Source organism: Aeribacillus composti (assembly GCF_007827555.1).
GTDB lineage: Bacteria > Bacillota > Bacilli > Bacillales > Aeribacillaceae > Aeribacillus > Aeribacillus composti.
This window is the reverse complement of sequence record NZ_VISS01000030.1, coordinates 1-26,995: the sequence shown is the minus strand read 5'-3', so window position 1 is coordinate 26,995 and position 26,995 is coordinate 1. Positions and strand designations below refer to the sequence as shown.

The following is a 26,995-nucleotide window of genomic DNA, read 5'->3' as shown; positions in this document are numbered from 1 at the left end:
CATTTTAACCCTGTTTCAATATTAGCCGGCAGAAACTTCTTCTTTCTTTGCGTCTTTTAAGCCTGCCAACAGCTTCATTAAAATAGACAGCCATTTTTCAGTTTCTAAATTATGAATTTGCAATGTTAATTTCAGCCTTTTCCCTTCCATGCCAAACCCGACTATGCGACCGAATTCATCCGTTAGCTCGAACAATTTTTGTCCGTCAAAGGAGCTGCTTGCTTCCTCTGAAATAAGAATCGTGATAAGATCTTTCGTTTGTTTAATGACTTCGACTTTTTCTTGCCGTGCATATAACTTTAGCTTCGCTACTTTAAACAAAAAGTCTACTTCCTTTGGATACTCGCCAAATCTGTCCAATAATTCTTCATGCAGTTCCTGTAAATCATCAAACGTTTCGATGCCTCTAAACCTTTTGTACATGTCAATCTTTTGTTTTCCATCATCAATGTAAGACTGCGGAATGTAGGCATCTAATTCAAGCTCAATTTCAACTTCCCTTTTTGTCTCTTTTGGCCGTTCACCTTTCCGTTGTTCGATCGCTTCCTTCAGCATTTGGGAATATAAATCAAAACCTACCGAATCAATGAAGCCATGCTGTTGAGGACCTAACAAATTACCGGCTCCCCGAATGGCCAAATCACGCATCGCAATTTTAAAACCCGAACCTAATTCAGTAAATTCTTTAATGGCCTGCAATCGTTTTTCAGCAACTTCTGATAAAACTTTGTCCTTCCGGTAAGTAAAATATGCGTAAGCGACACGATTGGAACGACCGACACGCCCGCGCAATTGATAGAGCTGAGAAAGCCCCATTTTATCGGCGTCATAAACAATCAATGTATTTACATTCGGAATGTCCACACCTGTTTCAATAATAGTTGTGCTGACAAGCACGTCATATTGGCCATCCAAAAAGTTTAATATTACCGATTCAAGCTCATTTTCAGACATTTTTCCATGTGCAAAGGTTACTCTTGCATCTGGAACAAGCATAGAGATTTCATTGGCTTTCCGGTCGATATCCTCAACCCGGTTATATAAAACGTATACTTGACCTCCTCGCGCTAATTCACGTTCGATCGCTTCTTTCACAAGCATTGGGTTATATTCCGCTACATATGTTTGAACAGGAAAGCGATTTTCTGGAGGAGTTTCAATAATTGATAGATCACGCACGCCGATCATGGACATGTGGAGTGTTCTTGGAATCGGAGTTGCCGTCAAAGTTAACACATCAATGTTTGCTTTCATTTGTTTTATTTTTTCTTTATGTGTAACTCCAAATCGCTGCTCCTCATCAATAATCAACAAGCCTAAATCTTTAAATTGAACATCTTTGGAAAGCAAACGATGTGTTCCAATGACTAAATCGATCGTTCCATTTTTCAAGCCTTTAATCGTTTCATTCTGCTCTTTTCTCGTCCGGAAGCGGCTTAATACACCAATGTTAATTGGGTAATCTTGAAAACGATCCCTGATCGTTTCGTAATGCTGCTGCGCTAAAATGGTTGTCGGAACAAGAAAGGCAACTTGTTTTTGATCCATAATCGCTTTGAAGGCAGCCCGAATCGCCACCTCGGTTTTCCCATATCCGACATCTCCGCAAAGAAGTCGATCCATCGGCCGCTCCCGTTCCATATCCTTTTTCACCTCTTGAATGGAACGAAGCTGATCTTCTGTTTCTTTATAAGGGAATGTTGCTTCAAACTCCCTTTGCATTTCCGAATCAGGGCTGAACGCATAGCCTTTGCTTGCTTCCCGCTCAGCATACAGTTTAATTAAATCGTCAGCAATATCTTGAACAGACGATTCCACTTTTTTCTTGACTCTTTTCCATTCGTTTCCGCCTAATTTGTAAATTTTCGGCTCTTTTCCTTCTGTGCCCACATATTTTTGAACTTGATCAATTTGTTCAACTGGAACATACAGTTTGTCATTTCCTTGGTAACGAATGTGCAGGTAGTCTTTGTGTATACCGTTAATTTCTAAAGTTTCAATTCCAAGATATTTTCCAATCCCATGATTAACATGTACGACATAATCTCCCACTTCAAGCTCAGAATAGCTTTTAATTCTTTCTGCATTTGAAAGCTTCTGCCTTTGCTGTCTTCGTTTAACCCTCTTTTTGAAAAGTTCTTCTTCCGTTATGACCGCAAGTCGTCCTAAAGGAAGTTCAAAGCCTGTCTGTAAATCTCCTTTTAAAATGTGCAGCCCCTTTGACAGAATGTGGTTTGAATCAGAAATGACCGCTTCAATCTCATAGTCTCCAAGCACCCGTTCAAGTCTTTTGGTCCGTTCATCATTTGCACCGAGAAAAACTACGGTGTAATTTGCCTTGATCCAGCGATCAACTTCTGATTTCAACAAGTGCATTTGTCCATGGAAATTTTGCATCTGCTTGCAAGACACGTTCATCAAATTTTGCGGGTTTGTATAGGGGACGTGCCGCAAAAACAGTGATAAATAAACAATTGGATAAGATGTGTCACGTATAAGCTGGTAGTATTTATGGGACACTTTCGCATCATGGACAATTTTCCCTTGTTCCAGTAAAGAAGTAAACCATTCTCCTTCTTCATTCTCAAGATGATCAACCATTTCATGCACACGGCTTACTTCATCAATGACAATAACCGTATCCGCAGGGAAATAATCTAGCAAACTAGCAGGTTTGTCATAAAAGAATGAAAAATATTTAAAGAACTCCTGATCCTTCTGCCTATTTTGCAATTTTTCCAGATCATAGCGGATATTTTCTATAAATAAATTTTTGTGCTCATCTTTTTTCAATTTCTTTAAGCTGTTTGATAAAGCCGCTTCTAACTGCTTCATTCCTTTTTCATAATGGCTGTCCGTTAAAATGATTTCCTCTGCCGGTCCGATTGTCACTTCTTGAATCATTTCAATCGATCTTTGATCTTCAAGACTGAACGTTCGGATTGAATCTACTTCCGTATCAAATAGTTCGATGCGAATAGGATGTTCCTCCGTTAAAGGATAAATATCAATAATTCCACCGCGCACGCTGAATTCCCCAGGAGCAGACACCATGGAAACACGTTCATATCCCATTGAGTGAAGATGCGGAAGCTTCTCGTTTAATTCAAATGTTCCTCCAACAGAAATAGAAAGCTGATGGCTTTTCCATAACTCTTTCGGTGGGAGCATTCGTCTTAATGCAGCAACAGGGGCTACAACGATGCTTTTTTCACCTTTACATAAACGATTCAACACTTCCATCCTTTGTGCTTTTAGCTCTGGACTTGCGACTGCGATCTCAGATGCGATCAATTCATTTACAGGATACAAATAGACGGAATCGCCTAGTAAATTATTTAAATCTTCATAAATGATCTGAGCTTGATAAAGGTTATGAGTCACAACCAGCATCGGTTGTTTGATATCTTTGTAAAAAGCGGAAATAAATACAGACCTTGCTGAGCCAGAAAGTCCGGCTACCATTTGCTCTTTCAAACCTTCTTTTATACCGTCTACAACTGCTTGAAAGTCGTTTTGCGCATAAAAAAATTGATACAGGCTTTCCAATCTCCAGCCTCCTCTCGACAAATATAAAAATGCTTTGGAAATTTTGAAATCAAGTTTCCAAAGCTTTTACTGTATAAAATTTTCATATTGATGAAAATCGGGATTTCGCTCTAGCGCCTCCTGACAATCTTCACAAATACTTTTGACATGAATATCACCGTTTGGAAGATACTCGATCATTTCTTTCCGCTCTTCGTTCGTTAAATGATGAAATCCTAAATCGACGCTAAAAACAGATTTTTCAATGCTACCAATTTTGACGCCGCAATGGCGGCAATAATAATGAAGCGGCATCCTCCAACCTCCTGCACTTGTGGAATGAAAGGTTTTATGATTATTATGAACGGCAGGAGCCATTTTTATACGTTTGTTAATTGTATTCGTTCATGACTTCTAAGAATGGAGTGTGTATCCATTTTTCACATGCACTAGCCGATCGATCAACGGAATGTTGAATATGGTGCATTTCTTCTTCTGTAAATTTTCCTAATACATAGTCGACGATATCCATCGCGTGTTTCGGACAGCCAATCCCAATTCGAATCCGTTTAAAATCTTCCGAACCTAAATGCTGAATGATAGATTTCATTCCGTTGTGACCACCAGCACTCCCTTTCATTCTAAGGCGAATCTTGCCTACAGGCAAATCTAAATCGTCATATATTACAACCAACTGTTCAGTTGGGACATTGTAATAATTCAGTAAAGGACGAATGCATTCACCCGATAAATTCATAAATGTAAGCGGTTTTATCAATAATATCTTTTCATTTGAAAAATGACCGATACCGTATATCCCGTTAAATTTGCTTTCATTTAAAGATATGTTTAAACGCTTTGATAATTCATCAATTACCATAAACCCAACGTTATGTCTAGTTTGTTCATATTTTTTTCCAGGATTGCCAAGCCCTGCTATTACTTTCATGAAATGTCCCCCAATTTTTTATGATAGTGAGATGACAATTAATAGCATAAAAGACGTAACCAAAATAGGTTACGCCTAATTTATTCTTCTACAGCTCCGTCTTCCTTCTCTTCACTTTTTTGCTCATCAGCCGTATCCAATTCTTCATTTTCCGGCGGCAGGATGGTTGCCACAACCGTTTCAGGCTCATCTAAAATTTTAAACTGTCCATCTGTTTGAATATCTTGTACATGGATTGTATCATCTATTTCTAAGTTTGTTACATCGACTTCAATCGCCGAAGGAATATGAGCAGGTTTCGCTCTCACTTCCACCTCATGTGTTGTCTGCTGCAGCACACCGCCCTCTCTTACTCCTTTTGCTTCTCCAATTAAGACAATTGGTACTTCGATATCTACTTCATCATCCATATCGACAACATAAAAATCCGCATGTATAATCGTGTTTTTCATTGGGTCATGCTGCAGTTCGTACAGGAGGGCTTGATGGTTTTCGCCGTCAAGCTGAATGTTCAACATCGCATTGCGCCCTTGTTCGCGCAAAATTTTTAACAATTCCGATTCGCTCACTAAAATCGCTTTGTTCTCTTGTTTTTTTCCGTAAATTACGGCTGGAATTTGTCCTTGCTTTCTAGCTTTTCTTCTTGACGAATTGGTAAATGATTTTCTTTCTTTTGCATGTATGACTGCTGTCATGGTAATCCCCTTTCTTTCAGACTTTTTTTCTAATAACTCAATTCGAAAAAAGCCTTCTTACTACTATTGGTTTCCCATCATCACAAAGTCTAAACATGCTAATGAAAGAAATAATCAACTCACAACTCGCAAAGAAGATCCCTATAATATTATAATCTGCTAAAATCGTTTAAAAGTCAAAGACAAAATATTAGTCAAAAAGCACGCTGACCGATTGTTTTTCATGAACACGGATGATCGCTTCACTTAGCAATGGAGCGACAGAAAGCTGAATCAGCTTTTCAATTTTTTTCTCTTCCGGCAAAGCGATTGAATTCGTTACGACTAACTCTTTAATCTTCGAGTTTTGAATTCGTTCTATCGCAGGTCCAGACAACACCGGATGTGTACAGCAGGCATAAACTTCCCTTGCCCCATGCTCTACTAGAGCATTTGCCGCAAGCGTAATCGTTCCTGCTGTATCGATGATATCATCAATTAAAATGGCTGTTTTGCCTTCGACATTCCCAACAATGTTCATAACTTCAACCATATTTGGCTTAGGACGGCGCTTATCGATTATGGCAATTGGCGCCTTCAGCCGATCTGCCATTTTTCGTGTTCTCGTCACACCGCCATGATCAGGAGAAACAATGACAATATCATCAAAGCGTTTTTCCAAGAAATAATCTGCTAAAATCGGCACTCCCATTAAGTGATCGATAGGAATGTCAAAGAAACCTTGGATTTGCGGAGCATGCAAATCAAGAGTAATCATCCTTGTCGCGCCTGCAGTTTCCAATAAATTCGCAACAAGCTTAGCAGTAATAGGTTCTCTTGCACGTGCTTTCCGATCCTGCCGCGCATAACCATAGTATGGCATAACAATATTAATGGTTTTGGCAGATGCACGTTTAAGCGCATCAATCATAATGAGCAATTCCATTAAATGCTCATTGACTGGATCACTTGTCGATTGGATCACGTATACATCGCAGCCGCGAATGCTTTCTTCAATATTAATTTGAATCTCCCCGTCACTAAATCTCGTAACCGAACTTTTTCCCAAATCGACTCCTACTATATCCGCGATCTCCCTGGCAAGGGCTGCGTTTGAGTTTAAAGAAAAGATTTTTAAATTTTCGTCTTTATAACGATTTTTTGTCATTGTAAAGGGACCCTCCAAATTACGATTTTTTACCATTCATTTTTTCGATGACGTATCTCTCTTTATTCACTTGACGAGCCCTTGCGATCGATAATGCGCTGCCAGGGACGTCATCTGTAATAGTTGATCCGGCTGCTACATATGCTCCTTCGCCAATCGTAACCGGCGCAATAAGGTTTGAATTACATCCAATAAAGGCTCCGTCTTCGATTTTCGTTAAATATTTATTTTTCCCGTCATAGTTAACTGTTATCGAACCGCAGCCAAGATTCACCCCATTCCCAACTTCTGCATCTCCAATATAGCTTAAATGGGATGCTTTCGATTCTTTTCCAATTTTAGATTTTTTGACTTCGACAAAATTCCCAATTTTTACTCCATCGTCAATAACGGAGGCTGGGCGAATGTGTGCGAACGGACCGATGTTAACCTGATTTCCGATCTGACTGTCATGAACAACAGAATGACGGATGTTCGTATTATGGCCAATTTGGCAATCTTTAATTTCGGAGTTGGGACCGATTTCACATTCCTCTCCGATGACCGTTTTACCGATAATGACTGTACCCGGATAAATGACAGTATCTTGTCCGATCTCTGCATCTACTGATATATATGTATTATCAGGATCGACAATTGTAACTCCGTTTTTCATATGCTTTTGATTGATTCGCCTTTTCATAATAAGCTCCGCTTGCGAAAGCGCTATGCGGTCGTTTACCCCTAACGTTTCTTCAAAAGAATCTGTTTGAAACGCTGAAATGATTTCGCCTTTTTCCTTCAAAATCTCAATTACATCCGGCAAATAATATTCGCCTTGCGCATTGTCATTATTGACATGCTTTAAAGCTTCAAATAAGGAAGCGTTATCAAAGCAATAAGTTCCCGTATTAATTTCTGTCACAAGACGTTCACTTTCTGTAGCATCTTTATGCTCAACTATTTTTTCAACCAGCCCTTCTTCATTGCGGATCACTCGTCCATATCCAGTCGGATCATCCGCTTCTGCTGTCAGAATGGTGGCTTTTGCTTTCGTTTCCAGATGATGCTTTAACAATTTTTCAAACGTCTCGCTGGTGATCAGCGGCGTATCGCCACAAACAACAATTGTCGTTCCTTCTTTCCCCTCAAGATATTGAGCCGCCTGCAAAACAGCGTGAGCAGTTCCAAGCTGCTGCTCCTGCAAAACATACAATGTCTGTTCGCCGAGCTCTGATTTTACTTTTTCCGCACCATGACCGACGACGGTAATGATTTCGTCAACTTGAAGCTTGGAAACATTGTCTATCACATGCTGTACCATAGGTTTACCGCAAACAGGATGCAGCACTTTATAGAGCTTTGATTTCATTCTTGTTCCTTGCCCGGCTGCTAAGATGACTGCAAAACATTTCTCCATTTATAGGCCTCCAATACCCTTTTTATCCATAAAAATCTTATCTTAAATAATGTTCTATTTCAAGAAATCTTGTGTGATTCCGTAAATTTCCGTTTCACTCTATTTTTCTCGAAAAAGGTACAGAAATAGGATAGGAATTTTATTAAAAATCTACGAGGAAGCCCTAAATTTTATGCTTCTTCCCTCTTCTCTAAAGGTCGGTTTTAATACTTTGACGAAAAAACAAGAAGGAAAAGAACGCCTGATTGGAGGCCTTAACAAAAAAAAATTCATTTCAGCAGAACAACATTGCCTAAAGTTTTTTGATTTATTCGATTGCTTCCTTTCGATGAACCAAATTTTCTGACAGTGGCTGAACGTAGAAGGTTATACTTGGATGCATTGTTGTTCAATGAAGTTGATTTACGATTTACAGCTCTGCATTTTTTCAAATGCCGATGTATGAACATTAATTTTTGAAACAAATACCATTTCCTATACAACCATCAGACTTGATGATCAATAGCTGCATAACAATTGAGTATGTAAGAAAAACAAAGGAGGCCATCTATTCTTTTGCAAACGTTTACTAAATCGTATTAGTGAACAGATCCTTTAAAAAAGAAAGGGTCTTAAGCTGAATGCTTTAAGCCCCTTCTTTTACATCATATTTTTATGAAGCCCCTGCTTCTTCATATTCAAAATCTTCCGTCTCACCTAAACGGTGATATTCAGCTAGAACAGCGTCTTGAATTTTACCGCGAGTATTTGAATTAATAGGATGTGCAATGTCTCGAAACTCTCCATCCGGTGTACGTTTACTAGGCATTGCTACAAAAAGGCCGTTATTTCCGTCAATTACACGTATATCGTGGACGACAAATTCATTATCCAATGTTATGGACGCAATCGCTCTCATCCGACCTTCTGTATTGACGCGGCGCAATCTTACATCTGTCACTTCCATCCTGTTCACCACCTTTTTCTTCGCAAAAACTTTAGTAACCATAATTCAACAATTCAACGGATTTTTAAATTTTCCTTCTTTTCACACAAAAAATTTTTGGGAAAAATAAAAAAATAAAAAAGGATCCGATTCGCAAAACGGATCCTGAACAATCAACCTTTTATTTAACTAAAGCAATCACTTCAATTTCAACGAGGACATCTTTCGGAAGTCTTGCAACTTCCACACATGACCGAGCAGGCTTATGCGTTTGAAAATATTCCCCATATACTTCATTAAAAGCAGCGAAATCGTTCATATCTTTTAAAAATGCGGTTACTTTGACAACAGTTTCCAACGAAGCGCCTGCTTCTTCCAATACACCCTTTAAATTCGCGAAAACTTGGTGAGTCTGTTCTTTAATATCTCCTTGTACCAAGTTTCCTTCAGGGGTTAAAGGAATTTGTCCAGAGCTATAAAACATGTTATTCACAATAATTCCTTGAGAGTATGGTCCGATTGCAGCCGGAGCCTTTTTTGTTGAAACGACTTTCATTTTGAAACACTCCCTTACGATTCATTATTTTTATGCTAGAGGAAATCGAAATAATTTCCTTTACTAACTTGTATGGATCGTTCCTTTTCATTCATATCGGAAAGTTTTAAAATGGAAATATATTCATTTACAAGCCGTTCATCCACGCTTTCTGATTCCACAAGAACCCCAATTCCTGAAACATTTGCGCCAAATTCAGACAGCATGCTGATCATGCCGTTGATCGTTCCTCCGGCCTTCATAAAGTCGTCAACAATTAACACATTCGATCCTTCTTTTAAGCTCCTCTTTGCAAGCGTCATAGTTTGGATTCTTTTCGAAGAGCCTGAAACATAATTAATGCTTACCATCGGCCCTTCTGTCACTTTATTGTCACGGCGAACGATGACAAAGGGAACATCCAAATAGCTGGCAACTGCATAAGCAATTGGGATTCCTTTCGTAGCTACAGTCATGACGACATCAATTGTACGATTCGCAAAAACCGAAGCAAATAAACGCCCGATTTGATTCATCATTTTTGGATTTCCCAGTAAATCTGTTAAATATAAATAACCTCCAGGCAAAAGCCGGCTGGGGTCTGAGACTTTCTCGCACAGTCTTTGAATAATTCCATTTGCTTCGTCCCTCGTCACCTTCGGAATAAATTTGACACCGCCAGCTGCGCCTGGGGTTGTGATTAAAGTTCCGATCCCTTGTTGCTCAAAGGTTTGCTTTATGATCACTAAATCCTCGCTAATGGAGGATTTAGCTGATTCGTACCGTTCAGAGAAAAAAGTTAATGGGATGAGCGCATGTGGATGATGAAGCAAATAGTGTGTCATATCGACAAGTCTCCCACTGCGTCTAAATTTCATAGACGAACCTCCAAATCCCGAATGTTTTTAAAGTAAATATAACTTAATATTCGCATTTAATCAAGGGCTATCCGATCCCCAAGCATTCTGACTGCATACACTTGATCGCAAAATCCCCTCAAGCCGTTATAAACACGATGAAGCCTCGACTCGTGTTGAACAAGTCCATATACTGTCGGTCCGCTTCCGCTCATTAAAACAGCATCAGCTCCAAAACGTTTCATTTGTTCTTTAATCAAAGCAACTTCCGGATACATCTTCATTGTGACCGACTCAAGGACATTTCCAAGCTTCGCACAGATTTCTTGATAATTTTGATCCTTTATCGCTTTGACCATTCCACTAACATCAGGATGCTCAATGTCATTTATCTTCAAATGTCGGTAAATTTCAGCAGTGGACACACCGATATCAGGCTTCGCCAATACGACCCAGCAATGCGGAGGAGGATCAATCAGCTCAATTTTTTCGCCTCTTCCGGTCGCCACAGCTGTGCCTCCGTAAACACAAAAAGAAACATCTGAACCAATTTCTGCTCCAAGTTTCGCAAGATCATCAAGGGAAAGATCCAAATTCCATAGTTTATTTAATCCCCTTAACGTTGCTGCTGCATCACTGCTCCCTCCTGCAAGGCCCGCAGCAACAGGGATGCACTTTGAAATCGTGATTGCCACACCCTTTTGAATCCCGAAACGGTCCTTTAAAAGCTGTGCCGCTTGGTAAGCTAAATTCCGATCATCATCTGGCACAAATCGATTATGCGATATGATACGTATTTTATTTTCATCAAGAAGCTTCAGCTCGATTCGATCAGCTAGATCTATGGTCGTCATGACCATATTCACTTCATGGTATCCGTCAGATCTTTTATGTAAAACATCTAAAGATAAATTAATTTTTGCCGGAGCTTTTTCCAATACTCGCAAATACATTCACCTACTTTTTCGTTCTGACAAAATGTATTCACATTGTACCATAAATAGGGATATAATAGCATAATTCGACAAAATCCGTCCATTGAAAACACAAAAAAATGCCGGCCCAAACTATGAGCCGGCCACCCGAATGTCTGCTTTTAAAAAGTTTTGCCGTTTTGCTTAGCCAATTGCTCTTCTGCAATCTCGATCGCCCGTTTTACCATGTTTCCGGCATCACGAGCCCGAATGGCTCCCCATCCTTCATTTTTGACCGTTTCATAAAAGCCCAATTCCTTAGCCAATTCATACTTAAAGCTTTCTGACATAATGCCTCGGCGTCTAGCCATTCTTTGACTCCCCCTTAAATAAAAACAGACATTCCCGCGGATTTTATCCGCTTACTGTTAGTTTCAAGCGAAAAGCTTGATTTATGCTTTTAAAAAAATGCCAGAGAAAAAAATAAAAGCAGCAAACAAATTTCGTTTACTGCCCGCCCATTGCAACATTGTTGTTTTCATCTATAAAAGTAATTTGGACTGTTTCCGTTAACACATCTGCATAGCTGTATGAAACGCGTTCAAAAGCATTTTCTTCCTGGTCAAGTTCAATCACAAAAACCGATGGATACGTCTCGGCTAAAACGCCTGAACGTTCAATTGTTTTTCTACGTCCGCCATTCGCTTTTAATGTTAATCGACGGCCTAGATTAGAATCGAGAGCTTGTTTAATATCGGATAACGTTTTTGCCATTGGAACCACCTCACAAAGTTCATTATACACAGAATCGACTAATAAGTCAAATAAATTTTTTATTATAACAGCCTTTAAACATCTGTGTCAACGTTTTCTTTTCAACAAATTTCTCTAATACTTGTCATAGTTTTCCCGTTTTTGCAAAAATTATATGGATTTATCCAAAAAAAAAAAGCAGTCCAAACGTTTATTCGTTTTGACCTGCTTCCTCAATATATCGGTTAAATGGTAAACCTGACCGCATGACGCCCTTTGTTTCAATGCCTCCTAATCCTTTTTCCCGCGACAAGGTGTTTCGAAGTACATCCCAAACATTAATACGTTCTACAAAAGGAGTAAAGCTGATTTTAGAAACAATATACACAGGATCTAAAGCATGAATGTTCACTCTTGACGGTGAACTTGCAAAATTGGCCCCAGCTCTTATTAATGACTCAAAATGAGATTGGCATGCACCGGCAAAAATAATCAGCTGATCAAGCCCGGGAATTTTTTTCCGCGCCTTCCTGACCGTTTTAATAAAATCCTTCGAGTGTCGGTAAGCATTCAAATCCAATATTGTCCCTTTATGCTTCGAATAAGAATCATGTCCAGTAATGACTAGTATATCCGGCCGATATTTTTCTAAAAGCTCATCAATATGATCAGCCATTTCGTTTTCTTTTAAATGTATGCCGTGAACAGGAACACCAATTTTTTCGTATAAATTTAAGCATTTTTCCAAATAATTGGGGTCGCCATCTACATGTAATACTCTGCCTGGAATATGAAAACATTCATTTTGATATTCAAATTCGGACGAAGCGTAAAATTCTTGTTTTTCACGAGATAGATCATAATCTTGCTTCAGGAGATAAAGCGTATTTTCTATTTTTTCCCTTTCTTGTTTTTCACGTATTTTTTGTTCTTCTTTATTCATGATGACTAAGTCGTCATAAGGGGCATCAGCAATTAAACGGACGTCCTGTCCTGAAATAAGGGCAATCAGACGGCCAGTATGATCCTTTTTTATTTCTAAGATCCGAAAAAGCAAATCGCACTGATAAGACTTTCTGGCCACTATCATCCCCGGCTTTATTAGCATAATGTTCACTCCGAACGGGAATAGTTTTCTTTTCTTCTTTAACGTATGTCTTGCTTTTCAAAATGGTGATTTACCCTATTTAAATATTTCGTAAAGTCTGTCGCTCAATAAAGCAAATTCTTCAATGGTCAATGATTCCCCCCTGCGCTTTCCATCGATTCCTGCTGATGTCAAACATTCTTCAATTATGTTTTTATTCGCCTTCCCATTGGGTAAGTTGTTGAGTAAATTGTTCAATAACGTTTTTCTTCTTTGAGCAAAACTTGCTTTTACTACTTGAAAGAAAAATGCTTCATTTTTGACATGAATAAGCGGTTCTGGACGCAAATCGAGGCGAATGACAGACGAATCCACGTTTGGCTGAGGGATGAATACTGTCTTCGGCACCGACATAACCGTTTTCGCTTCAGTGTAATATTGGACGGCAATGGATAATGAGCCGTAATCTTTTGTTGACGGTTTGGCTGTCATTCGTTCTGCCACCTCTTTTTGAAGCATGACGACGATCGCTTTTAGTGGCAAACGGTTTTCCAAAAGCTTCATAATGATCGGCGTGGTGATATAGTATGGCAAATTGGCGACTACCATGACTTCACGGCAATTGTTCAATTTTTTTTCAATGATTTCGTGGAGGTTTGCCTTTAATACATCTTGATAAATGATTTCGATATTTGAATATGGAGCTAAATTTTCTTCAAGAATCGGAAGCAGTCTGCCATCGACTTCAAAGGCAATAACTTTCTTAGCATTTTTTGCTAATTGTTCTGTTAATGCGCCGATCCCTGGACCTATTTCGATGACTCCTGTTTCTTCTGTTACACCTGCACGCTCAATCATTCGATGCAATATGTTCGGTTCCACAATAAAGTTTTGCCCTAAGCTTTTTTTAAAAGAAAAGCTGTATTTTTCAAGAATTTGTTTCGTTCGGCTTAACGTTGCTATTTCTTTTTCCATCTGCCTCTTCCTCCTTTAAGATCGCCTCAATTGCCTCCAAAAACGCTTCTTTCGTAATATGAAACATTGCCAAGCGTTTCATTAGCTGTTTTCCGTTAGCATAGCCGATTTTTAGCCGCTCTCCAAGCTTTTCCCTCCGCTTTTTTGCCGTTGGACCGCCAATTAAACCATAAAAAATCAAATCTAACATGGAAATGCTGCTTTTCCATTCGTTCATTTCCTCTCTCACCGAACGCAGCGCTTTCCGAATAGATTCTGCGCTGGCATGCTCAACGCCAATTCCTCTCCCGTTTTTTGCTCTGGCCTCATTGCGTGGCAAAAAGGCATGTTTGCATCCAGGAACATGTTCAGCTATTGTTTTGCGAATTTTTTCTCCCGGAGCGTCAGGATCCGTAAAAATAATAACTCCCCGCGTGTTTTGGGCAAGGCGTATTTGTTCAATAATCGATTGATTAATGGCAGAGCCGTTCGTTTCAATCGTATCGGCGTCCACTGCTCTTTTTATTGCCAGCGTATCATCTTTACCTTCAACGATAATAATTTCTTTTATTTTTTTTTTCATTTTTTCCTCCAAAACTTGAAACCTTTTTGTAATATTTGTCGTCAAATTGTATAAAAGGCTACTGATTTCCAATTATACCGTAAAAAAACAGAGGGTCGAAACCCTCTGTCAAAACAGCACTCGATAAAATTAACGTAAAACCCTTATTTTGACCTTTTTTCGACCCCATTGATATGCTTGAGACTTATTTGGGAAAAATACGTCAATTTTATTTCCGGAAATTGCTGAACCAGTATCGGCGGCAACTGCATATCCGTATCCTTCAACATACACCTTTGATCCGAGCGGAATGACAGACGGATCAACTGCGATTACCTTTGCATTTGGATTTGAGCGCAAATTGTACCCCGTTGCTGTTGTGCCTGAACAGCCATTGCAGGATGCTGTATATGCAGTAGCCGTCACATAAAATTCTTTAGACTTGCTGCCAGTTCCTCTTGAAGCTAGTGCAGGCTGCGAAGAAGCTTTTGTCCCGACAACAACAATTTTATCTTTGCTTTCCTTCGTTGTTACAGTTTTTATAAGCTTACGGGAAATTTCTTTTCCATTTTCCAAAATGACTTCAAACTGTTTTTGGCGTGTTCCTTTTTCGCCTTCTTGAATCACTTTTTTCGTTCCTTCAGCTAAATTTTTATCTGTACGTTGAACGATTTTAAATACAATTGGTTCTTCCACTACATCGGTGACTTTTTCTACTCTGGTAATTTCTACATTTGTGTTTTTATTTAACACTGTTGTTAGCCCAGGTTTTACTTTATCCATTGGGTTCAATTTTACGTTATGTTCCTTTAAAAAGTCAGCGACAGTAGTCGAAGTAGACCAAATCTGTTGGTTTTTCCCACCAATATTTAAAGTGATAAGATGCGCTTTATTCACCTTTAGTTCCATGTTTTTTTCAATTTTTGCATCTAATGCTGGTAGAACTTCATCTTTTTCGGTAATGGAAATTTTTTGCTGCCTTAAAACATCTTCTACCGTATCAGCAGTTGTGAAAATCTTCCTTCGCTCATTGTCTACAATCAGCTGGACAGGTTTGGCATATTTTATCACTATATTCATGTTGTCTTGAATGTCCCGATGTTTCGCATGAGAAATATAATCATTAGCTTGTAATTTTATATCTAATTCTTTCAAAAGATCACTGACTTGGTCTGCATGGGTCCTTACTTCCTCTGTTTTCCCATCAATAGTGACTCTAACAGTATCTTTTGTTCCTTCATATCCCCCATACGTTGCTCCTGTGCCAATTAAACATACACCGACTGCAGAAAGGACATACTTTTTTCTCTTGGAAAGGTTGGATACCATATTTTTCATGTTTTCAATCACGAAAACGCCTCCTTCTCCTCCGTGAGATTATATAGAGTATTTTTAAACCTGTCAACCCTCCTGCACTTTTCTCGTTTTTTGTAACTATTATCTTGAAGTTTGAACAAAAAGTGAAGAAAGACTTCTCGACACGTTTATCCTATGAGGAAAAGAAGACGTGTAGAACTTTTTTGAATCATTCTTTTTTCAGACAAGCTTGAACAAGCTTCGACAGAAATCTTTATCATGAAATGCCGAATAATTTTTTTCCATTTCTGGTTGTAATTTTTGCTATTTCTTCAAAGGTGAGTCCTTTCAGCTCTGCAATTTTTTCTGCGATATATTTGACATAGCTTGGTTCATTCCGTTTGCCACGGAATGGATGAGGGGTTAAATAAGGACAATCGGTTTCAATTAATAATCGGTCCAATGGAATTTCCGCAGCTACTTCTTTTGGTTTTTTTGCATTTTTAAATGTAACAGGACCGCCGAACGAAATATAGAAATTCATGTCCATACATTGCTTGGCAACCTCTAAGCTTCCGGAAAAGCAATGCATGACTCCGCCTACTTCCTTCGCATTTTCCTCTTTTAATATTTGAACAATGTCTGCAGTTGCTTCTCTGTTATGAATAATGATCGGCAGCTGTACTTCCTTTGCTAATGCAATTTGCTTGCGAAACACTTCTTTTTGCACATCCTTAGGTGATTTATCCCAATGATAATCCAGGCCCATTTCACCTAGTGCGACAACTTTCGGATGGCTGGAAAGCTCTCTTAACCAATCTAAATCGTGATCCGTCATATCAATGGCATCAACCGGATGCCAGCCGACAGCTGCATATATAAAGTCATACCTTTCAGAAAGCTCTATAGCCTTTGGAATTGTTTCGCGGTCAAAGCCGACAACAACGATAGTTTCCACTTTTTCTTGAAGTGCCCGGTCAATTACTTCGTTTAAATCCTCCTCAAATTGCACCGCATTTAAATGTGCATGAGTATCAAACAGCATATTTTGACATCCTTTCCAATCATTTTTTCCCTTTTTCGATAAAAGGGAAAGAGGTGTTCCACGTGAAACACCCCAAAAAAACATTCTTCGACAAATTTATTTGATTTTCGTTCCATTCGGTAAATCTGAATCGACGGTAGCAAGCGACAAGGTTCCGTTTTCTTCCCCTGCCAAAATCATTCCTTGCGACAATTCTCCACGCAATTTTACCGGTTTTAAATTTATTGCACAAATAACTTTTTTGCCGATTAATTGTTCAGGCTGATAATATTTAGCAATTCCAGAAACAACTTGGCGTTTTTCAGATCCTAAATCCAACTGAAGTTTTAACAGCTTGTCTGCTTTTTCTACTCTCTCCGCTTGAATAACCTCCGCCACGCGTAAATCCACTTTCATAAAATCATCAATTGTAATTTCATTCTCATCATCTGCTGTTTCTTTTTTAGCCTCAGGTGCCGATCCTTTCATCTGCTCTTTTATATAGTTCACTTCCTGTTCAATATCTAAACGCGGAAACAGCGGCTCTCCTTTTTGCACCCGAACCTCTTCCAGCTGCCCAAACTTATGAATGGATTCCCAATTTTTCAAATGATCGTCCTCTACACCTATTTGCGCAAAAATTTTATCCGGTGTTTTTGTTAAAAATGGTTTTAATAAAACGGCTATATGTCGAAGCGACTCAGCCAAATGATACATGACGGATGCAAGCTGATTTCTTTTTGACTCGTCTTTTGCCAGTACCCAAGGCTCCGTCTCATCAATGTATTTATTTGTCCGGCCAATAAATTGCCATAGGGCTGTCAGCGCAACGGAAAACTCCATTTTATCCATGGCTTCTTCGTACTTTTTAACTGTTTCGGTTCTGAATGTGCGAAGAGCCTCATCGTAAGGCGTTTCATCCGCTTGTTCTTTTTTTACAATGCCGTCAAAATATTTATCGATCATGGCCACCGTTCGGTTTAGTAAGTTTCCTAAGTCATTAGCTAAATCATAGTTAATGCGCTCCACAAAGCCTTCAGGAGTAAATACTCCGTCCGCTCCAAACGGAACTTCACGCAGCAAATAATAGCGCAAAGCATCAAGCCCATAACGGTCAATCAATGTAACTGGATCCACAACATTTCCTTTTGATTTAGACATTTTTCCGTCCTTCATTAACAGCCATCCATGTCCAAACACTTTTTTAGGAAGAGGCAGATCAAGCGCCATGAGCATAATCGGCCAGTATATCGTGTGAAAGCGGACAATCTCTTTCCCTACTAAATGAACATCTGCAGGCCAATATTTTTTAAATTTTTCTTCATTCTCGGTTCCGTAGCCGAGCGCCGTAATATAGTTTGTCAATGCGTCAATCCAAACATAAATAACATGTTTTGGATTACCAGGAACTTTAATGCCCCAGTCAAAAGTCGTCCGGGATACCGCCAAATCTTCCAGCCCAGGCTTTATAAAGTTATTGATCATTTCGTTTTTTCTTGATTCCGGCTGAATAAACTCTGGATTTTCTTCATAAAATTGCAGAAGCCTGTCGACATATTTGCTCATTTTAAAGAAATAAGACTCTTCTTTTACCTTCTCAACAGGGCGGCCGCAATCAGGGCAATTTCCGTCCACTAGCTGTCTTTCTGTAAAAAACGATTCACAAGGCGTACAGTACCATCCTTCATACTCATCTAAATAAATATCTCCCTGCTTTACTAGACGGTCGAAAATTTTTTCTACTACCTTCTTATGTCGCTCTTCAGTCGTTCTTATAAAATCATCATAGGAAATATCTAATTTTTTCCATAATTCTTTAATCCCTGAAACAATATCATCAACATACTTTTTAGGAGATACTCCTTTTTCCTCCGCTTTTCGCTGGATTTTTTGCCCATGCTCGTCAGTTCCCGTTAAATACATGACATCATAACCGCGAAGGCGTTTATATCTCGACATGGCATCGCCGGCTACCGTTGTATACGCATGACCGATATGTAATTTATCGCTCGGATAGTAAATGGGCGTCGTTAAATAAAATGTTTTTTTTCTGTTTTCCACAATATTAATCCTCCTTTGCCACTACATTACAGAAAAGCTCTCGTCAGTTGGACGAGAGCGACAAAACCAAGCATTGATTACATATTCTATGATACCATCATAGCCTGTTTTATCAAGAAAATATACATAATCTTTCATCATCTTATAAGATTTACACAGTTATTTAAATTGAACAGTATTTCGAATCAAAAGGATTGACGTTTATTGGAAAAACTGTTATTCTATTAATTGACAATCGCAAATGTCGAATAATGGCGAAAAAGGGAGTATATAGGCGATAAATCTTTATTTTACAAATGGGAGGAGACAAATTTTATGAAATCTACTGGAATTGTTCGTAAAGTTGATGAGTTGGGACGCGTAGTTATTCCGATTGAATTGCGCAGAACATTAGGAATTGCTGAAAAAGATGCTTTAGAAATTTATGTGGATGACGACCGCATCATTTTGAAAAAATATAAACCTAGCATGACTTGTCAAGTAACTGGAGAAGTTTCTGATGATAACTTCCAGCTTGCAGGCGGAAAAATTGTTCTTAGCCGCGAAGGTGCAGAGCAAATTTTAAAAGAAATCCAAACCATTTTGGAATCTTCTAAATAAAAAGTTAAAAGTCCCTACTATTCAGGGACTTTTATTTCAAATGATACTCCTGATACACTTCCCGTTTTGGCAAATTTCGATCCAATGCGGCCAATTTGATCGCTTCTTTTGATGGATAGCCTTTTTCTATATAATGTTCAACATGTTCTTTAATCGTCCATTTACTCCACCATGTTTCTTTGTTATCATCGGGAGTATTTTCTTGACTGCCTTCAATGATTAAACAAAACTCCCCTTTGATTTCATGATTTTCCGCCCAATCTAATAGTTCATCAACTGTCCCCCTCACAAACTCCTCATACATTTTTGTTAACTCTCGAGCAACAGCTATTTTCCTATTGCCAAAAAATTCATGAATATCCTTTAACGTTTCAACGAGTCGATGAGGAGATTCATAAAGGATAATGGTTTCTTTCTTATTTTTTAATTGCTCCAATTGTTTTTTCTTTTCTTTTTTCTTGTGATGTAAAAATCCAAAAAAATAAAAAGGCTGAGGCGCAATTCCTGAAGCGATCAATGCCGTTAATGCAGCATTAGCCCCCGGAAGCGGTATAACCGGATAATGATGGTCTAAAACTAGCTGAACAAGCTCACTTCCTGGATCAGAAATGGTTGGCATGCCGGCATCGCTGACAAGTGCAACTTTTTTCCCCTCTTCAATCATTTTCATGATCTGTCTTCCACTCGAATTTTTATTATGTTCATGATAGCTGATGATGTTTGTATCAATATGATAATAATGACATAATTTTTTCGTTTGTCTCGTGTCCTCCGCTGCAATAACGTCACACTCTTTTAACACACGGATTGAACGGAACGTCATATCTTCTAAATTTCCGATCGGCGTCGGCACTAAATATAGTGCGCCCTTCTCTACATCTTCCGCATAGCTTTTTTGCTGCCACATCCCTATTCACCACCATAATTTATACATTCCGCTTTAGTCACATTTTATTTACCCGTACAATATTTTTTGAACTTCATCCGTATAATTGTTTTGATCATCGTAAACGATCAATGGGGGTAGAATTTTTAAATCAGGATTCCCATCTTTTATTCCTTCTACTAATAAAGTATTTGCTTCCTTTCCAAGCTTTGGATATACAAAGCGAATTCTTTTCGGTTCCACTCGATATTTTTTCATGAGTTCGATCATTTCTAAAAATCGTCCTGGACGATGGACAAAGGCAACTTTTCCCCCCGGCCTTACCAATTGGCTGCTTACACGTATAGCATCTTCAAGAGTGCATAATATTTCATGCCTTGCAATCGCAAAATATTCGTTTTTATTTAACTCTTCTTGTCCCGGCGTTTTGAAATAAGGGGGATTGCATGTTACAACATCGAACTTCCCATACCCAAGCTGTTTCGGCATGTCCAAAATGTCGCCGTGAATGATCTTTATTTGATGTTCAAGGTGATTATATTGGACAGATCTGACAGCCATATCAAACAGCCGCTTTTGTATTTCCACTCCTGTGATCGTTCCTTTTGTTCTTGTGCTTAATAAAAGTGGAATCACCCCGTTTCCTGTACAAAGGTCAATCAAATTCCCTTTTTGGATCGGGACATACACAAATTTTGCGAGAAGAACTGCATCGAGAGAAAATGCAAAAACTGAAGGACTTTGAATGATGCGCAAATCTTCCGCTAACAAATAATCCAGCCTTTCATCATCGTGCAAATATACCATGTAAATTTCCCTTTCTTGAGATTACTTACTCGTCCTAGTCATAAGAAAAGCCTCCTGAAAAGGAAGCTGCACTTACTTTTTATTTAAAAATGAGAGGCAGAACAGGCAATCTCCATCTTTCCTTACACTGCCATAATGCAGATTACAAATATGAAATCCTTCCTGATAAAGTCTTGCCAGGTTATCATACCCTTCGCCAATATCTATATGTCCAAGCTTTTTTTCCTTCTTCTTAGCGCTTTTCAATTCTTCTTGTTTCAAATTCATTTGATCAAAAGAAGACATTCGTTTGCGCAAGTGGTCGTTTTCCAATTTTAAATGTTGGTTTTCTTCAATTAATTCTCCTATATGCTGCTTTAATTCTCCTAATTGGCGGTACAAATAACCAATTTGTTCCTCCAGCAATGTCACAGCATCAAAAATTTCTTTTTTGTTCACTGGTTTTCCACCTCTAATCTGTGAACTCCATAGAAACAGCATCGTCTTGTATTAATTCTTCCCATGTGTATTCAACGACGCGATCGCGATTGATCAGTTCAACTTGCAGCACACGTTCTAAAATATTTAGTCCGACAACCTTTCCTGTTCCATTCGGAGTTTCTATAGTATCTCCAATATCCGGAAGTTGCTCTTTTGCTGTTTCATATTCATCATTCTCATATTTTAAGCAGCACATTAATCTTCCGCATAACCCCGAAATCTTTGTAGGATTCAAAGACAAATTTTGATCTTTCGCCATCTTAATCGAAACAGGCTCAAAATCCCCTAAAAATGTGGAGCAGCATAGCATTCTTCCACAGGGGCCGATTCCGCCAAGCATTTTCGCTTCGTCTCGCACCCCGATTTGTCGAAGTTCAATTCTCGTTTTAAAAATAGAGGCCAAATCTTTTACAAGCTCGCGAAAATCAATACGCCCGTCAGCAGTAAAGTAAAAAATGACTTTGTTGCGGTCAAATGTATACTCTACATCGACAAGCTTCATCTCTAAACCGTGTTCTTCTACTTTTTTTAAACAAATATCCATCGCTTCTTTTGCTGCCCTGTTGTTTTCTTGGACAATCATCCGATCCTTTTCATCAGCTTTCCGAATGACTTTCTTTAATGGAAGCACAATATCATGCTCTTCCACTTGTTTTTTGCTGACTACTACTTTTCCATATTCAATCCCTCTGATTGTTTCAACAATGACATAATCATCAAGCTGTATATCAAAACCATTTGGATCAAAATAATAAATTTTTCCCGCCTTTTTAAAGCGAACTCCTACAACATCATACAAGCTTATCCCTCCTGCAATGTTAAAACCAAATCTTCCATAAGAAGCTGCGGATTAACATTGAAATTTAACCGTTTTTTTGCATTCAAAATGGAGACGATTTGGTGTAAAACAGTTCGTTGGCCAAGCTTTAGCCCTTGCTGTTTTAACATTGGCAATATATCTAAATAAACAACGTCATCTTCATTTCCGATTTGAATTGATAATAAATCTTTATATAAAAATAGGAGAAAATCCAGTCCCATTTCCATTTGCTCTTTATCTGCAAAAAAAGGCACCCAATGATTATGAATAAAAAGCAATGCATGGTCGGGACGGGAGTCCAATACTTCATATAATTTTATCACTTTGGTTCTTGCTTCCGCAAACCAATCGTCACGGCTAAGTGAAAATGCTTCTTCAATATTATTGGTAACTTGACTGACGAGGGCAGCTATATGACTTGGAGTTCCTTTTTTCTCAAGTTCCTGCTGAATCATTTTTGGGGGAATGGGTTGGAAGGTTAATATTTGGCATCTAGAAAGAATTGTCGGCAACACTCGATGAACTTGATTTGTTATTAATATTGCCATTGTTCCTTCCGTCGGTTCCTCCAAAAATTTCAATAAACTGTTGGCCGCATTGACAGTCATCTGGTCGCATCCAGATATGATATAAAGCTTCCGGTTCGATTCAACGCCCGTTTTTGCAAATTCCTTCTGCAATGCTTCTATTTGTTCTTTTTTGATTGATAAGCCATCAGGCTCTATAAAGTGAAGATCAGGATGATTTCCGCTCTCAACTCTCTTGCAGTTTGAACATTGTCCGCACGGTTTATAATTTTTCTCCAAATGCTCGCAAAAATAACTTTTTGCAGTTAAAAAAGCAGCATCCTTTTTTCCTGTGCCCTTTTTCCCTTGAAATAAATAGGCGTGGGCCAATCTATTTTTCTTAAAAGAATTTTGTATTATTTTCAATACTTTTGGCTGAAGTTTTTCGAGTTCTTCCCATGTTTTCATTTATTGTACCACTCGCTTACGTATATAAATTCACGATCAGCCCTTTTATTTCCCCTATTTTCCCTAAAATGTTTACGGCATCTTTTTCTTTATTTAAAATTTCTTCGGTCAATTCCACCAGCTTTTGGTCAATTTGGGAAACGATTTTTAAATTCCGTCTGTTCCCATAAAAATCCCAGCTCTTTGATTCTTTGACACCCATTCCGAATTCAATCGTTTCACGAATAAGCCGCTTTACTAATCTTTTAAACTTAGACAAATCATGCATATTTCTCGATTTACTTAGACGTTCTCCGGCTTTCTCCAGTTCATTTAAAAGCTGTTTCCATTGTTCTTCATGGAGCTTGGATTCATGCTTTTCAACCATTTGAGAAAATATTTTAGATCTGTTTTGTGTTCCGTTCTGTTCAATTGTTTGTTTAGGCAGTATTGTTCTTAAATCTTCATTTACTTTCATTTGCTCTCACCTTTAAAATTGATGAAATTGTTCAACTGGAAGGACAAAAACAGTTGCACCGCCAACCTCAATTTCAAGCGGATAGGGAACGTAAGAGTCGGTATTCCCGCCTATCGGTGAAACTGGAGCAACAAGCTGTTGGCGAGATTGGCAGTTCGTTTTAATGATATCGAGCGCTTTTTGCACACGAATGTCTTCTGTTCCAATAATAAAAGTAGTGTTGCCGGACTTTAAAAATCCCCCGGTGCTTGCAAGCTTTGTCACACGAAAGTTATGTTCCGTCAGGGCTTTTAATAAGCGGTTGCTATCTTGATCCTGGACAACAGCCATAATCAATTTCATACGGAAAAGCCTCCTTATTAATAAAAACGGAAAAGCAGGACATCTTGCCAGGACATTTTGCAGCGAATATCAATTTTTCTTCATTATATCAAGCTTGAGAACGATATGACTACAATGTTTCCTTCCAAAATAAGTCCAATGCACTCTCCGCTTCAAAAAAAACTTTTTCCAAAGGCTGATCTGCATTGATCACTTTTATTCTATTCGGAAACATTTCAATGATTTTCTTGTATCCTTCATAAACCTTTTGATGGAAATCCAATTTTTCCAAGTCAAGTCGATTGATTTCTCGATTTTGATTGCTAGTTATTCTTGCTAATCCTTTTTCCGGCAAAATATCAAAAAACAGCGTAAGATTGGGCATCATGCCGGTTATTGCAAATTGATTTATTTCAAGCACCTCTTGAATCCCGAGACCTCTTGCATACCCTTGATAGGCTAAAGAACTGTCAACGAATCGATCGCAAAGTACAATTTTTCCTTTATGAAGAGCGGGAATTACTTTTTCGACTAAATGCTGTCTTCTCGCGGCAGCATAAAGAAGCGCCTCGGTCCTTGCATCCATCTCTGTATGTTCTTTATGAAGAATAATTTCCCGAATTTTCTCGCTGATGACAATACCGCCTGGCTCGCGCGTCACGACAACGTCTTTTCCTTCTTTTTCTAACTTTTTTTCAAGCTTTTTAATAATTGTCGTTTTCCCCGCTCCTTCAGGTCCTTCAAACGTAATAAAAATTCCTTTCATTAAGATCACCTTTTCCTGAAAATAGAAATAAGGCCTTCTGCTAATTTCTTTCCTCCTTGAAAATTAGCACGCAGCTTCATTAACCTTTTCAACGCTTCAATTTGATTTTTTGTAATTTTTTCTCCCCTCATCAAAAGCGGTATTCCCGGCGGATAAGGAATAATCATTTCAGCAGAGATCTCTCCTATCGCTTCTTCTAATGATACAAATGTTTTTGTACAGTTTTCCATTGCCTCGTAAGAAATAGATAGCTGGCTGATTTCGTCTATTTGTACTTCCTTCTGAAGACCCCATTCCATCTTGCTTGTTTGGGTATTTTTTAATATGTCACTGACTTTCGAAAAGTGTCCAGTATCTTGAAACTCTTTAGCAAACGGAAGCACAAACAAAACATTTAGAGGATCGGCAAGCTCAGGATAAATACGTGCTTTTTCAAAAAGCTCCATTAAATCATAACCTGACATGGCATTTTGTGAACGAATTGTCAGTTTTAAAGGATCAACAGCCACAAAAGGATCCTTCGAAGACACTATATCGATATAGTCAAGCTGTTGAAAGATCTCCACATATTTATGCAAAGTTTGATTCAATTCCTCTTCCTTCGTTAACATATCCTCGACATACGCTCTTGCTAAATCAAGTGAGGCCATAATCAAATAAGACGGACTGCTTGTTTGCAGCATATGTATATAATGGCTAATTTTTTCCTCATTCACCAATTTGCTGTTTACATGCAAAAATGCTCCCATTGTCATAGCAGGCAATGTTTTATGGGCAGATTGTACGACAACATCTGCACCAACCGAAACAGCTGATTTCGGAAACGAAGAACTTGCGATCAAATGAGCCCCATGAGCTTCATCGACTAATACCGGAACACGGCGGGAATGAGCAAATTGAATAAGTTCATTTAATTTTGTATATGTTAAACCGTAATAGGTAGGGCTTGTCAAAATGATCGCTTTTACTTGAGGATATTTTTGAAAAGCTTTCTTTACCGTTTCAACTGGTACATAAGAAGGCACTTGAAAACCTTCATCGAACTTGGGAGATAAAAAAACAGGCTTTGCACCGGCCAGCTCTAATCCATGCATCACTGATTTATGACTATTTCGTTGAACGAATACGACATCCCCCTTTTGACAATTAGCAAGAATCATTGCCAAGTTTCCGACCGTTGAACCATTCACTAAAAAATATGTTGACGATACTCCATATAGTTCTGCTGCAAGCTGCTGCGCCTCTTTAATGATCCCTTCAGACGCATATAAATCATCTAAATTAGCAATCTCAGTCAAATCCAGCTGAAGCGTTTGCCGAAAATGCGGAAACTGATTTGGATCATAAAGAATCCCGTTTTTATGACCAGGTACATGAAATGAAAGAGGATTTAACTGACGATGTTGAATTAAAGCATTATACAAAGGAGTACGAATTTTTCCCATCTGCTTTCATCGCCCTTTTCTATTTGCTGCATAATTTCATTATAACAAAAAGAAAAACTTGACCATCTGTTTATAGCCAAGTTAAGAATAAATTTTGGAAGCTGCCGCTTTTTTTAATTGCTCAACAAAATATTGATATTTCCGGTCACTCGTATCAGTCTGCACCATGTCCTTTTCACAATCCGTGCAAATAAAACTTGAATATAAATGAATGCCCTTCTCTTTTTGCTTATCACAGATCACACACGTTTCCCCAATTATTTCACTCTGTTGACTGTAAGTCATTCCTTCTCCACCTCCACCTTCATTATGTCCAAAATAAATATAATCTATGCAATTTTTGGAATTTTTTATTTATTTTCATATAAAAAAAGAGCAGCATCGATCGCCGCTCTTTTTCTTTTTGCCTGGCAGCGTCCTACTCTCGCAAGGGACAAACCCTCACTACCATCGGCGCTGAAGAGCTTAACTTCCGTGTTCGGGATGGGAACGGGTGTGACCTCTTCGCCATTGCCACCAAGCAAATTATTGTATTCATTGTTCCATTCAGTTCGATGGACAACTAATATTATAACTTTTTGATCGCAGTTGTCAACACTTTTTTGAATATCATTCTTTCAAAACTAGATAACGGTTCCTTCACGAATAGATGCTCCTACTTGGTTAAGTCCTCGATCGATTAGTATCCGTCAGCTCCACGTGTCACCACGCTTCCACCTCGGACCTATCTACCTCGTCATCTTCAAGGGATCT

At 38.6% G+C, this 26,995-nt stretch carries 29 protein-coding genes and 2 rRNA genes; 1 reads left to right on the top strand and 30 read right to left on the bottom strand.

Annotation, left to right across the window (positions count from 1 at the left end; all coding sequences use genetic code 11):
• Positions 1-21: 21 nt before the first annotated feature.
• From mfd to metG, 18 genes are all read right to left on the bottom strand, one after another.
• Positions 22-3,549: a transcription-repair coupling factor gene (mfd, locus tag FB379_RS14565; RefSeq protein ID WP_242009343.1), complete on the bottom strand. Its 3,528-nt coding sequence runs from the start codon at positions 3,547-3,549 to the stop codon at positions 22-24.
• A gap of 66 nt (positions 3,550-3,615) precedes the next feature.
• Complete coding sequence (locus tag FB379_RS14560) at positions 3,616-3,843, bottom strand: anti-sigma-F factor Fin (protein ID WP_063387577.1); 228 nt, start codon at positions 3,841-3,843, stop codon at positions 3,616-3,618.
• A gap of 76 nt (positions 3,844-3,919) precedes the next feature.
• The gene (gene pth / locus FB379_RS14555) at positions 3,920-4,477 is read right to left on the bottom strand and encodes an aminoacyl-tRNA hydrolase (RefSeq protein WP_144598262.1); all 558 of its coding nucleotides are present in this window, start codon (positions 4,475-4,477) and stop codon (positions 3,920-3,922) included.
• An 80-nt stretch (positions 4,478-4,557) separates the two neighbouring features.
• Complete coding sequence (locus FB379_RS14550) at positions 4,558-5,172, bottom strand: 50S ribosomal protein L25/general stress protein Ctc (protein ID WP_144598261.1); 615 nt, start codon at positions 5,170-5,172, stop codon at positions 4,558-4,560.
• 190 nt (positions 5,173-5,362) lie between these two features.
• Positions 5,363-6,319: a ribose-phosphate diphosphokinase gene (locus tag FB379_RS14545; protein WP_063387580.1), complete on the bottom strand. Its 957-nt coding sequence runs from the start codon at positions 6,317-6,319 to the stop codon at positions 5,363-5,365.
• A 19-nt stretch (positions 6,320-6,338) separates the two neighbouring features.
• Complete coding sequence (gene glmU / locus FB379_RS14540; protein WP_063387581.1) at positions 6,339-7,718, bottom strand: bifunctional UDP-N-acetylglucosamine diphosphorylase/glucosamine-1-phosphate N-acetyltransferase GlmU; 1,380 nt, start codon at positions 7,716-7,718, stop codon at positions 6,339-6,341.
• A gap of 652 nt (positions 7,719-8,370) precedes the next feature.
• On the bottom strand, positions 8,371-8,664 hold the full coding sequence (spoVG, locus tag FB379_RS14535) for a septation regulator SpoVG (RefSeq protein WP_063387582.1): 294 nt from the start codon (positions 8,662-8,664) through the stop codon (positions 8,371-8,373).
• A gap of 160 nt (positions 8,665-8,824) precedes the next feature.
• A complete protein-coding gene (gene ridA / locus FB379_RS14530; RefSeq protein WP_063387583.1) occupies positions 8,825-9,199 on the bottom strand; it encodes a 2-iminobutanoate/2-iminopropanoate deaminase in 375 nt (124 codons plus the stop codon).
• A gap of 35 nt (positions 9,200-9,234) precedes the next feature.
• Positions 9,235-10,056, bottom strand: coding sequence for a pur operon repressor (gene purR / locus FB379_RS14525; RefSeq protein WP_063387584.1), 822 nt, complete (start codon positions 10,054-10,056; stop codon positions 9,235-9,237).
• Between the two features lie 56 nt (positions 10,057-10,112).
• Complete coding sequence (gene ispE, locus FB379_RS14520; protein ID WP_063387585.1) at positions 10,113-10,982, bottom strand: 4-(cytidine 5'-diphospho)-2-C-methyl-D-erythritol kinase; 870 nt, start codon at positions 10,980-10,982, stop codon at positions 10,113-10,115.
• Positions 10,983-11,131: 149 nt separating this feature from the next.
• Positions 11,132-11,320, bottom strand: coding sequence for a small, acid-soluble spore protein, alpha/beta type (locus FB379_RS14515; protein ID WP_063387586.1), 189 nt, complete (start codon positions 11,318-11,320; stop codon positions 11,132-11,134).
• A gap of 136 nt (positions 11,321-11,456) precedes the next feature.
• Entirely contained in the window at positions 11,457-11,723 is a 267-nt protein-coding gene (gene veg / locus FB379_RS14510) for a biofilm formation stimulator Veg (RefSeq protein ID WP_063387587.1), read from the bottom strand.
• A 190-nt stretch (positions 11,724-11,913) separates the two neighbouring features.
• Positions 11,914-12,810, bottom strand: a complete 897-nt coding sequence (yabG, locus tag FB379_RS14505; RefSeq protein ID WP_063387588.1) for a sporulation peptidase YabG — start codon at positions 12,808-12,810, stop codon at positions 11,914-11,916.
• 75 nt (positions 12,811-12,885) lie between these two features.
• Positions 12,886-13,764: a 16S rRNA (adenine(1518)-N(6)/adenine(1519)-N(6))-dimethyltransferase RsmA gene (gene rsmA, locus FB379_RS14500; protein ID WP_063387589.1), complete on the bottom strand. Its 879-nt coding sequence runs from the start codon at positions 13,762-13,764 to the stop codon at positions 12,886-12,888.
• On the bottom strand, positions 13,718-14,326 hold the full coding sequence (gene rnmV, locus FB379_RS14495; RefSeq protein WP_186439261.1) for a ribonuclease M5: 609 nt from the start codon (positions 14,324-14,326) through the stop codon (positions 13,718-13,720). Before rnmV ends, rsmA begins: the two co-directional genes overlap by 47 nt.
• 129 nt (positions 14,327-14,455) lie before the next feature.
• Entirely contained in the window at positions 14,456-15,643 is a 1,188-nt protein-coding gene (locus FB379_RS14490; protein WP_066247264.1) for a G5 and 3D domain-containing protein, read from the bottom strand.
• Between the two features lie 235 nt (positions 15,644-15,878).
• On the bottom strand, positions 15,879-16,646 hold the full coding sequence (locus FB379_RS14485) for a TatD family hydrolase (protein ID WP_063387590.1): 768 nt from the start codon (positions 16,644-16,646) through the stop codon (positions 15,879-15,881).
• 96 nt (positions 16,647-16,742) lie between these two features.
• On the bottom strand, positions 16,743-18,686 hold the full coding sequence (gene metG, locus FB379_RS14480; RefSeq protein WP_094244833.1) for a methionine--tRNA ligase: 1,944 nt from the start codon (positions 18,684-18,686) through the stop codon (positions 16,743-16,745).
• Between the two features lie 315 nt (positions 18,687-19,001).
• Here metG and FB379_RS14475 point away from each other — a divergent pair, with 315 nt between their 5' ends.
• The gene (locus FB379_RS14475) at positions 19,002-19,286 is read left to right on the top strand and encodes an AbrB/MazE/SpoVT family DNA-binding domain-containing protein (RefSeq protein WP_063387592.1); all 285 of its coding nucleotides are present in this window, start codon (positions 19,002-19,004) and stop codon (positions 19,284-19,286) included.
• A 31-nt stretch (positions 19,287-19,317) separates the two neighbouring features.
• Here the strand turns inward: FB379_RS14475 and rsmI are convergent, their stop codons facing one another.
• The 12 genes from rsmI to FB379_RS14415 form a co-directional block, all read right to left on the bottom strand.
• A complete protein-coding gene (rsmI, locus tag FB379_RS14470; protein ID WP_066247202.1) occupies positions 19,318-20,193 on the bottom strand; it encodes a 16S rRNA (cytidine(1402)-2'-O)-methyltransferase in 876 nt (291 codons plus the stop codon).
• 48 nt (positions 20,194-20,241) lie between these two features.
• Positions 20,242-20,979 carry a tRNA1(Val) (adenine(37)-N6)-methyltransferase gene (locus FB379_RS14465; protein WP_066247199.1) on the bottom strand — a complete coding sequence of 246 codons (738 nt, stop codon included), beginning with the start codon at positions 20,977-20,979 and terminating at the stop codon, positions 20,242-20,244.
• Positions 20,980-21,051: 72 nt separating this feature from the next.
• Positions 21,052-21,417: a DNA replication initiation control protein YabA gene (gene yabA / locus FB379_RS14460; protein WP_063387595.1), complete on the bottom strand. Its 366-nt coding sequence runs from the start codon at positions 21,415-21,417 to the stop codon at positions 21,052-21,054.
• A gap of 13 nt (positions 21,418-21,430) precedes the next feature.
• Positions 21,431-22,258 carry a competence/sporulation regulator complex protein RicT gene (ricT, locus tag FB379_RS14455; protein WP_063387596.1) on the bottom strand — a complete coding sequence of 276 codons (828 nt, stop codon included), beginning with the start codon at positions 22,256-22,258 and terminating at the stop codon, positions 21,431-21,433.
• 2 nt (positions 22,259-22,260) lie between these two features.
• Positions 22,261-23,253, bottom strand: coding sequence for a DNA polymerase III subunit delta' (gene holB / locus FB379_RS14450; protein WP_063387597.1), 993 nt, complete (start codon positions 23,251-23,253; stop codon positions 22,261-22,263).
• 16 nt (positions 23,254-23,269) lie between these two features.
• The gene (locus FB379_RS14445) at positions 23,270-23,710 is read right to left on the bottom strand and encodes a YaaR family protein (RefSeq protein ID WP_144598260.1); all 441 of its coding nucleotides are present in this window, start codon (positions 23,708-23,710) and stop codon (positions 23,270-23,272) included.
• Positions 23,711-23,722: 12 nt separating this feature from the next.
• A complete protein-coding gene (locus tag FB379_RS14440; protein WP_063387599.1) occupies positions 23,723-24,052 on the bottom strand; it encodes a cyclic-di-AMP receptor in 330 nt (109 codons plus the stop codon).
• Positions 24,053-24,161: 109 nt separating this feature from the next.
• Positions 24,162-24,797: a dTMP kinase gene (tmk, locus tag FB379_RS14435; protein WP_063387600.1), complete on the bottom strand. Its 636-nt coding sequence runs from the start codon at positions 24,795-24,797 to the stop codon at positions 24,162-24,164.
• A 5-nt stretch (positions 24,798-24,802) separates the two neighbouring features.
• Positions 24,803-26,242, bottom strand: a complete 1,440-nt coding sequence (locus FB379_RS14430; protein WP_144598259.1) for an aminotransferase class I/II-fold pyridoxal phosphate-dependent enzyme — start codon at positions 26,240-26,242, stop codon at positions 24,803-24,805.
• An 81-nt stretch (positions 26,243-26,323) separates the two neighbouring features.
• Positions 26,324-26,527 (bottom strand): sigma factor G inhibitor Gin, encoded by a 204-nt coding sequence (locus FB379_RS14425; RefSeq protein ID WP_063387602.1) that lies wholly within the window; start codon positions 26,525-26,527, stop codon positions 26,324-26,326.
• Between the two features lie 120 nt (positions 26,528-26,647).
• Positions 26,648-26,763 (bottom strand): 5S ribosomal RNA (rrf, locus tag FB379_RS14420).
• A gap of 138 nt (positions 26,764-26,901) precedes the next feature.
• Positions 26,902-26,995 (bottom strand): 23S ribosomal RNA (locus FB379_RS14415); the annotation flags it as partial.

Coding starts and splice junctions, on each gene's coding strand:
- FB379_RS14425 (WP_063387602.1), bottom strand. CDS start 26,527: ATGACTTACAGTCAACAGAGTGAAATAATTGGGGAAACGTGTGTGATC.
- FB379_RS14515 (WP_063387586.1), bottom strand. CDS start 11,320: ATGGCTAGACGCCGAGGCATTATGTCAGAAAGCTTTAAGTATGAATTG.
- FB379_RS14465 (WP_066247199.1), bottom strand. CDS start 20,979: ATGGTATATTTGCACGATGATGAAAGGCTGGATTATTTGTTAGCGGAA.
- holB (WP_063387597.1), bottom strand. CDS start 23,253: ATGAAAACATGGGAAGAACTCGAAAAACTTCAGCCAAAAGTATTGAAA.
- rnmV (WP_186439261.1), bottom strand. CDS start 14,326: ATGAAAAAAAAAATAAAAGAAATTATTATCGTTGAAGGTAAAGATGAT.
- FB379_RS14430 (WP_144598259.1), bottom strand. CDS start 26,242: ATGGGAAAAATTCGTACTCCTTTGTATAATGCTTTAATTCAACATCGT.
- FB379_RS14475 (WP_063387592.1), top strand. CDS start 19,002: ATGAAATCTACTGGAATTGTTCGTAAAGTTGATGAGTTGGGACGCGTA.
- yabG (WP_063387588.1), bottom strand. CDS start 12,810: ATGCTAATAAAGCCGGGGATGATAGTGGCCAGAAAGTCTTATCAGTGC.
- FB379_RS14445 (WP_144598260.1), bottom strand. CDS start 23,710: ATGAAAGTAAATGAAGATTTAAGAACAATACTGCCTAAACAAACAATT.
- veg (WP_063387587.1), bottom strand. CDS start 11,723: ATGGCAAAAACGTTATCCGATATTAAACAAGCTCTCGATTCTAATCTA.
- rsmI (WP_066247202.1), bottom strand. CDS start 20,193: ATGTGGCAGCAAAAAAGCTATGCGGAAGATGTAGAGAAGGGCGCACTA.
- glmU (WP_063387581.1), bottom strand. CDS start 7,718: ATGGAGAAATGTTTTGCAGTCATCTTAGCAGCCGGGCAAGGAACAAGA.
- FB379_RS14560 (WP_063387577.1), bottom strand. CDS start 3,843: ATGCCGCTTCATTATTATTGCCGCCATTGCGGCGTCAAAATTGGTAGC.
- FB379_RS14440 (WP_063387599.1), bottom strand. CDS start 24,052: ATGAAATTGATTATGGCTGTTGTCCAGGATCAAGATAGCAACCGCTTA.
- FB379_RS14490 (WP_066247264.1), bottom strand. CDS start 15,643: ATGAAAAATATGGTATCCAACCTTTCCAAGAGAAAAAAGTATGTCCTT.
- rsmA (WP_063387589.1), bottom strand. CDS start 13,764: ATGGAAAAAGAAATAGCAACGTTAAGCCGAACGAAACAAATTCTTGAA.
- ridA (WP_063387583.1), bottom strand. CDS start 9,199: ATGAAAGTCGTTTCAACAAAAAAGGCTCCGGCTGCAATCGGACCATAC.
- pth (WP_144598262.1), bottom strand. CDS start 4,477: ATGAAAGTAATAGCAGGGCTTGGCAATCCTGGAAAAAAATATGAACAA.
- FB379_RS14545 (WP_063387580.1), bottom strand. CDS start 6,319: ATGACAAAAAATCGTTATAAAGACGAAAATTTAAAAATCTTTTCTTTA.
- FB379_RS14550 (WP_144598261.1), bottom strand. CDS start 5,172: ATGACAGCAGTCATACATGCAAAAGAAAGAAAATCATTTACCAATTCG.
- tmk (WP_063387600.1), bottom strand. CDS start 24,797: ATGAAAGGAATTTTTATTACGTTTGAAGGACCTGAAGGAGCGGGGAAA.
- purR (WP_063387584.1), bottom strand. CDS start 10,056: ATGAAATTTAGACGCAGTGGGAGACTTGTCGATATGACACACTATTTG.
- FB379_RS14485 (WP_063387590.1), bottom strand. CDS start 16,646: ATGCTGTTTGATACTCATGCACATTTAAATGCGGTGCAATTTGAGGAG.
- spoVG (WP_063387582.1), bottom strand. CDS start 8,664: ATGGAAGTGACAGATGTAAGATTGCGCCGCGTCAATACAGAAGGTCGG.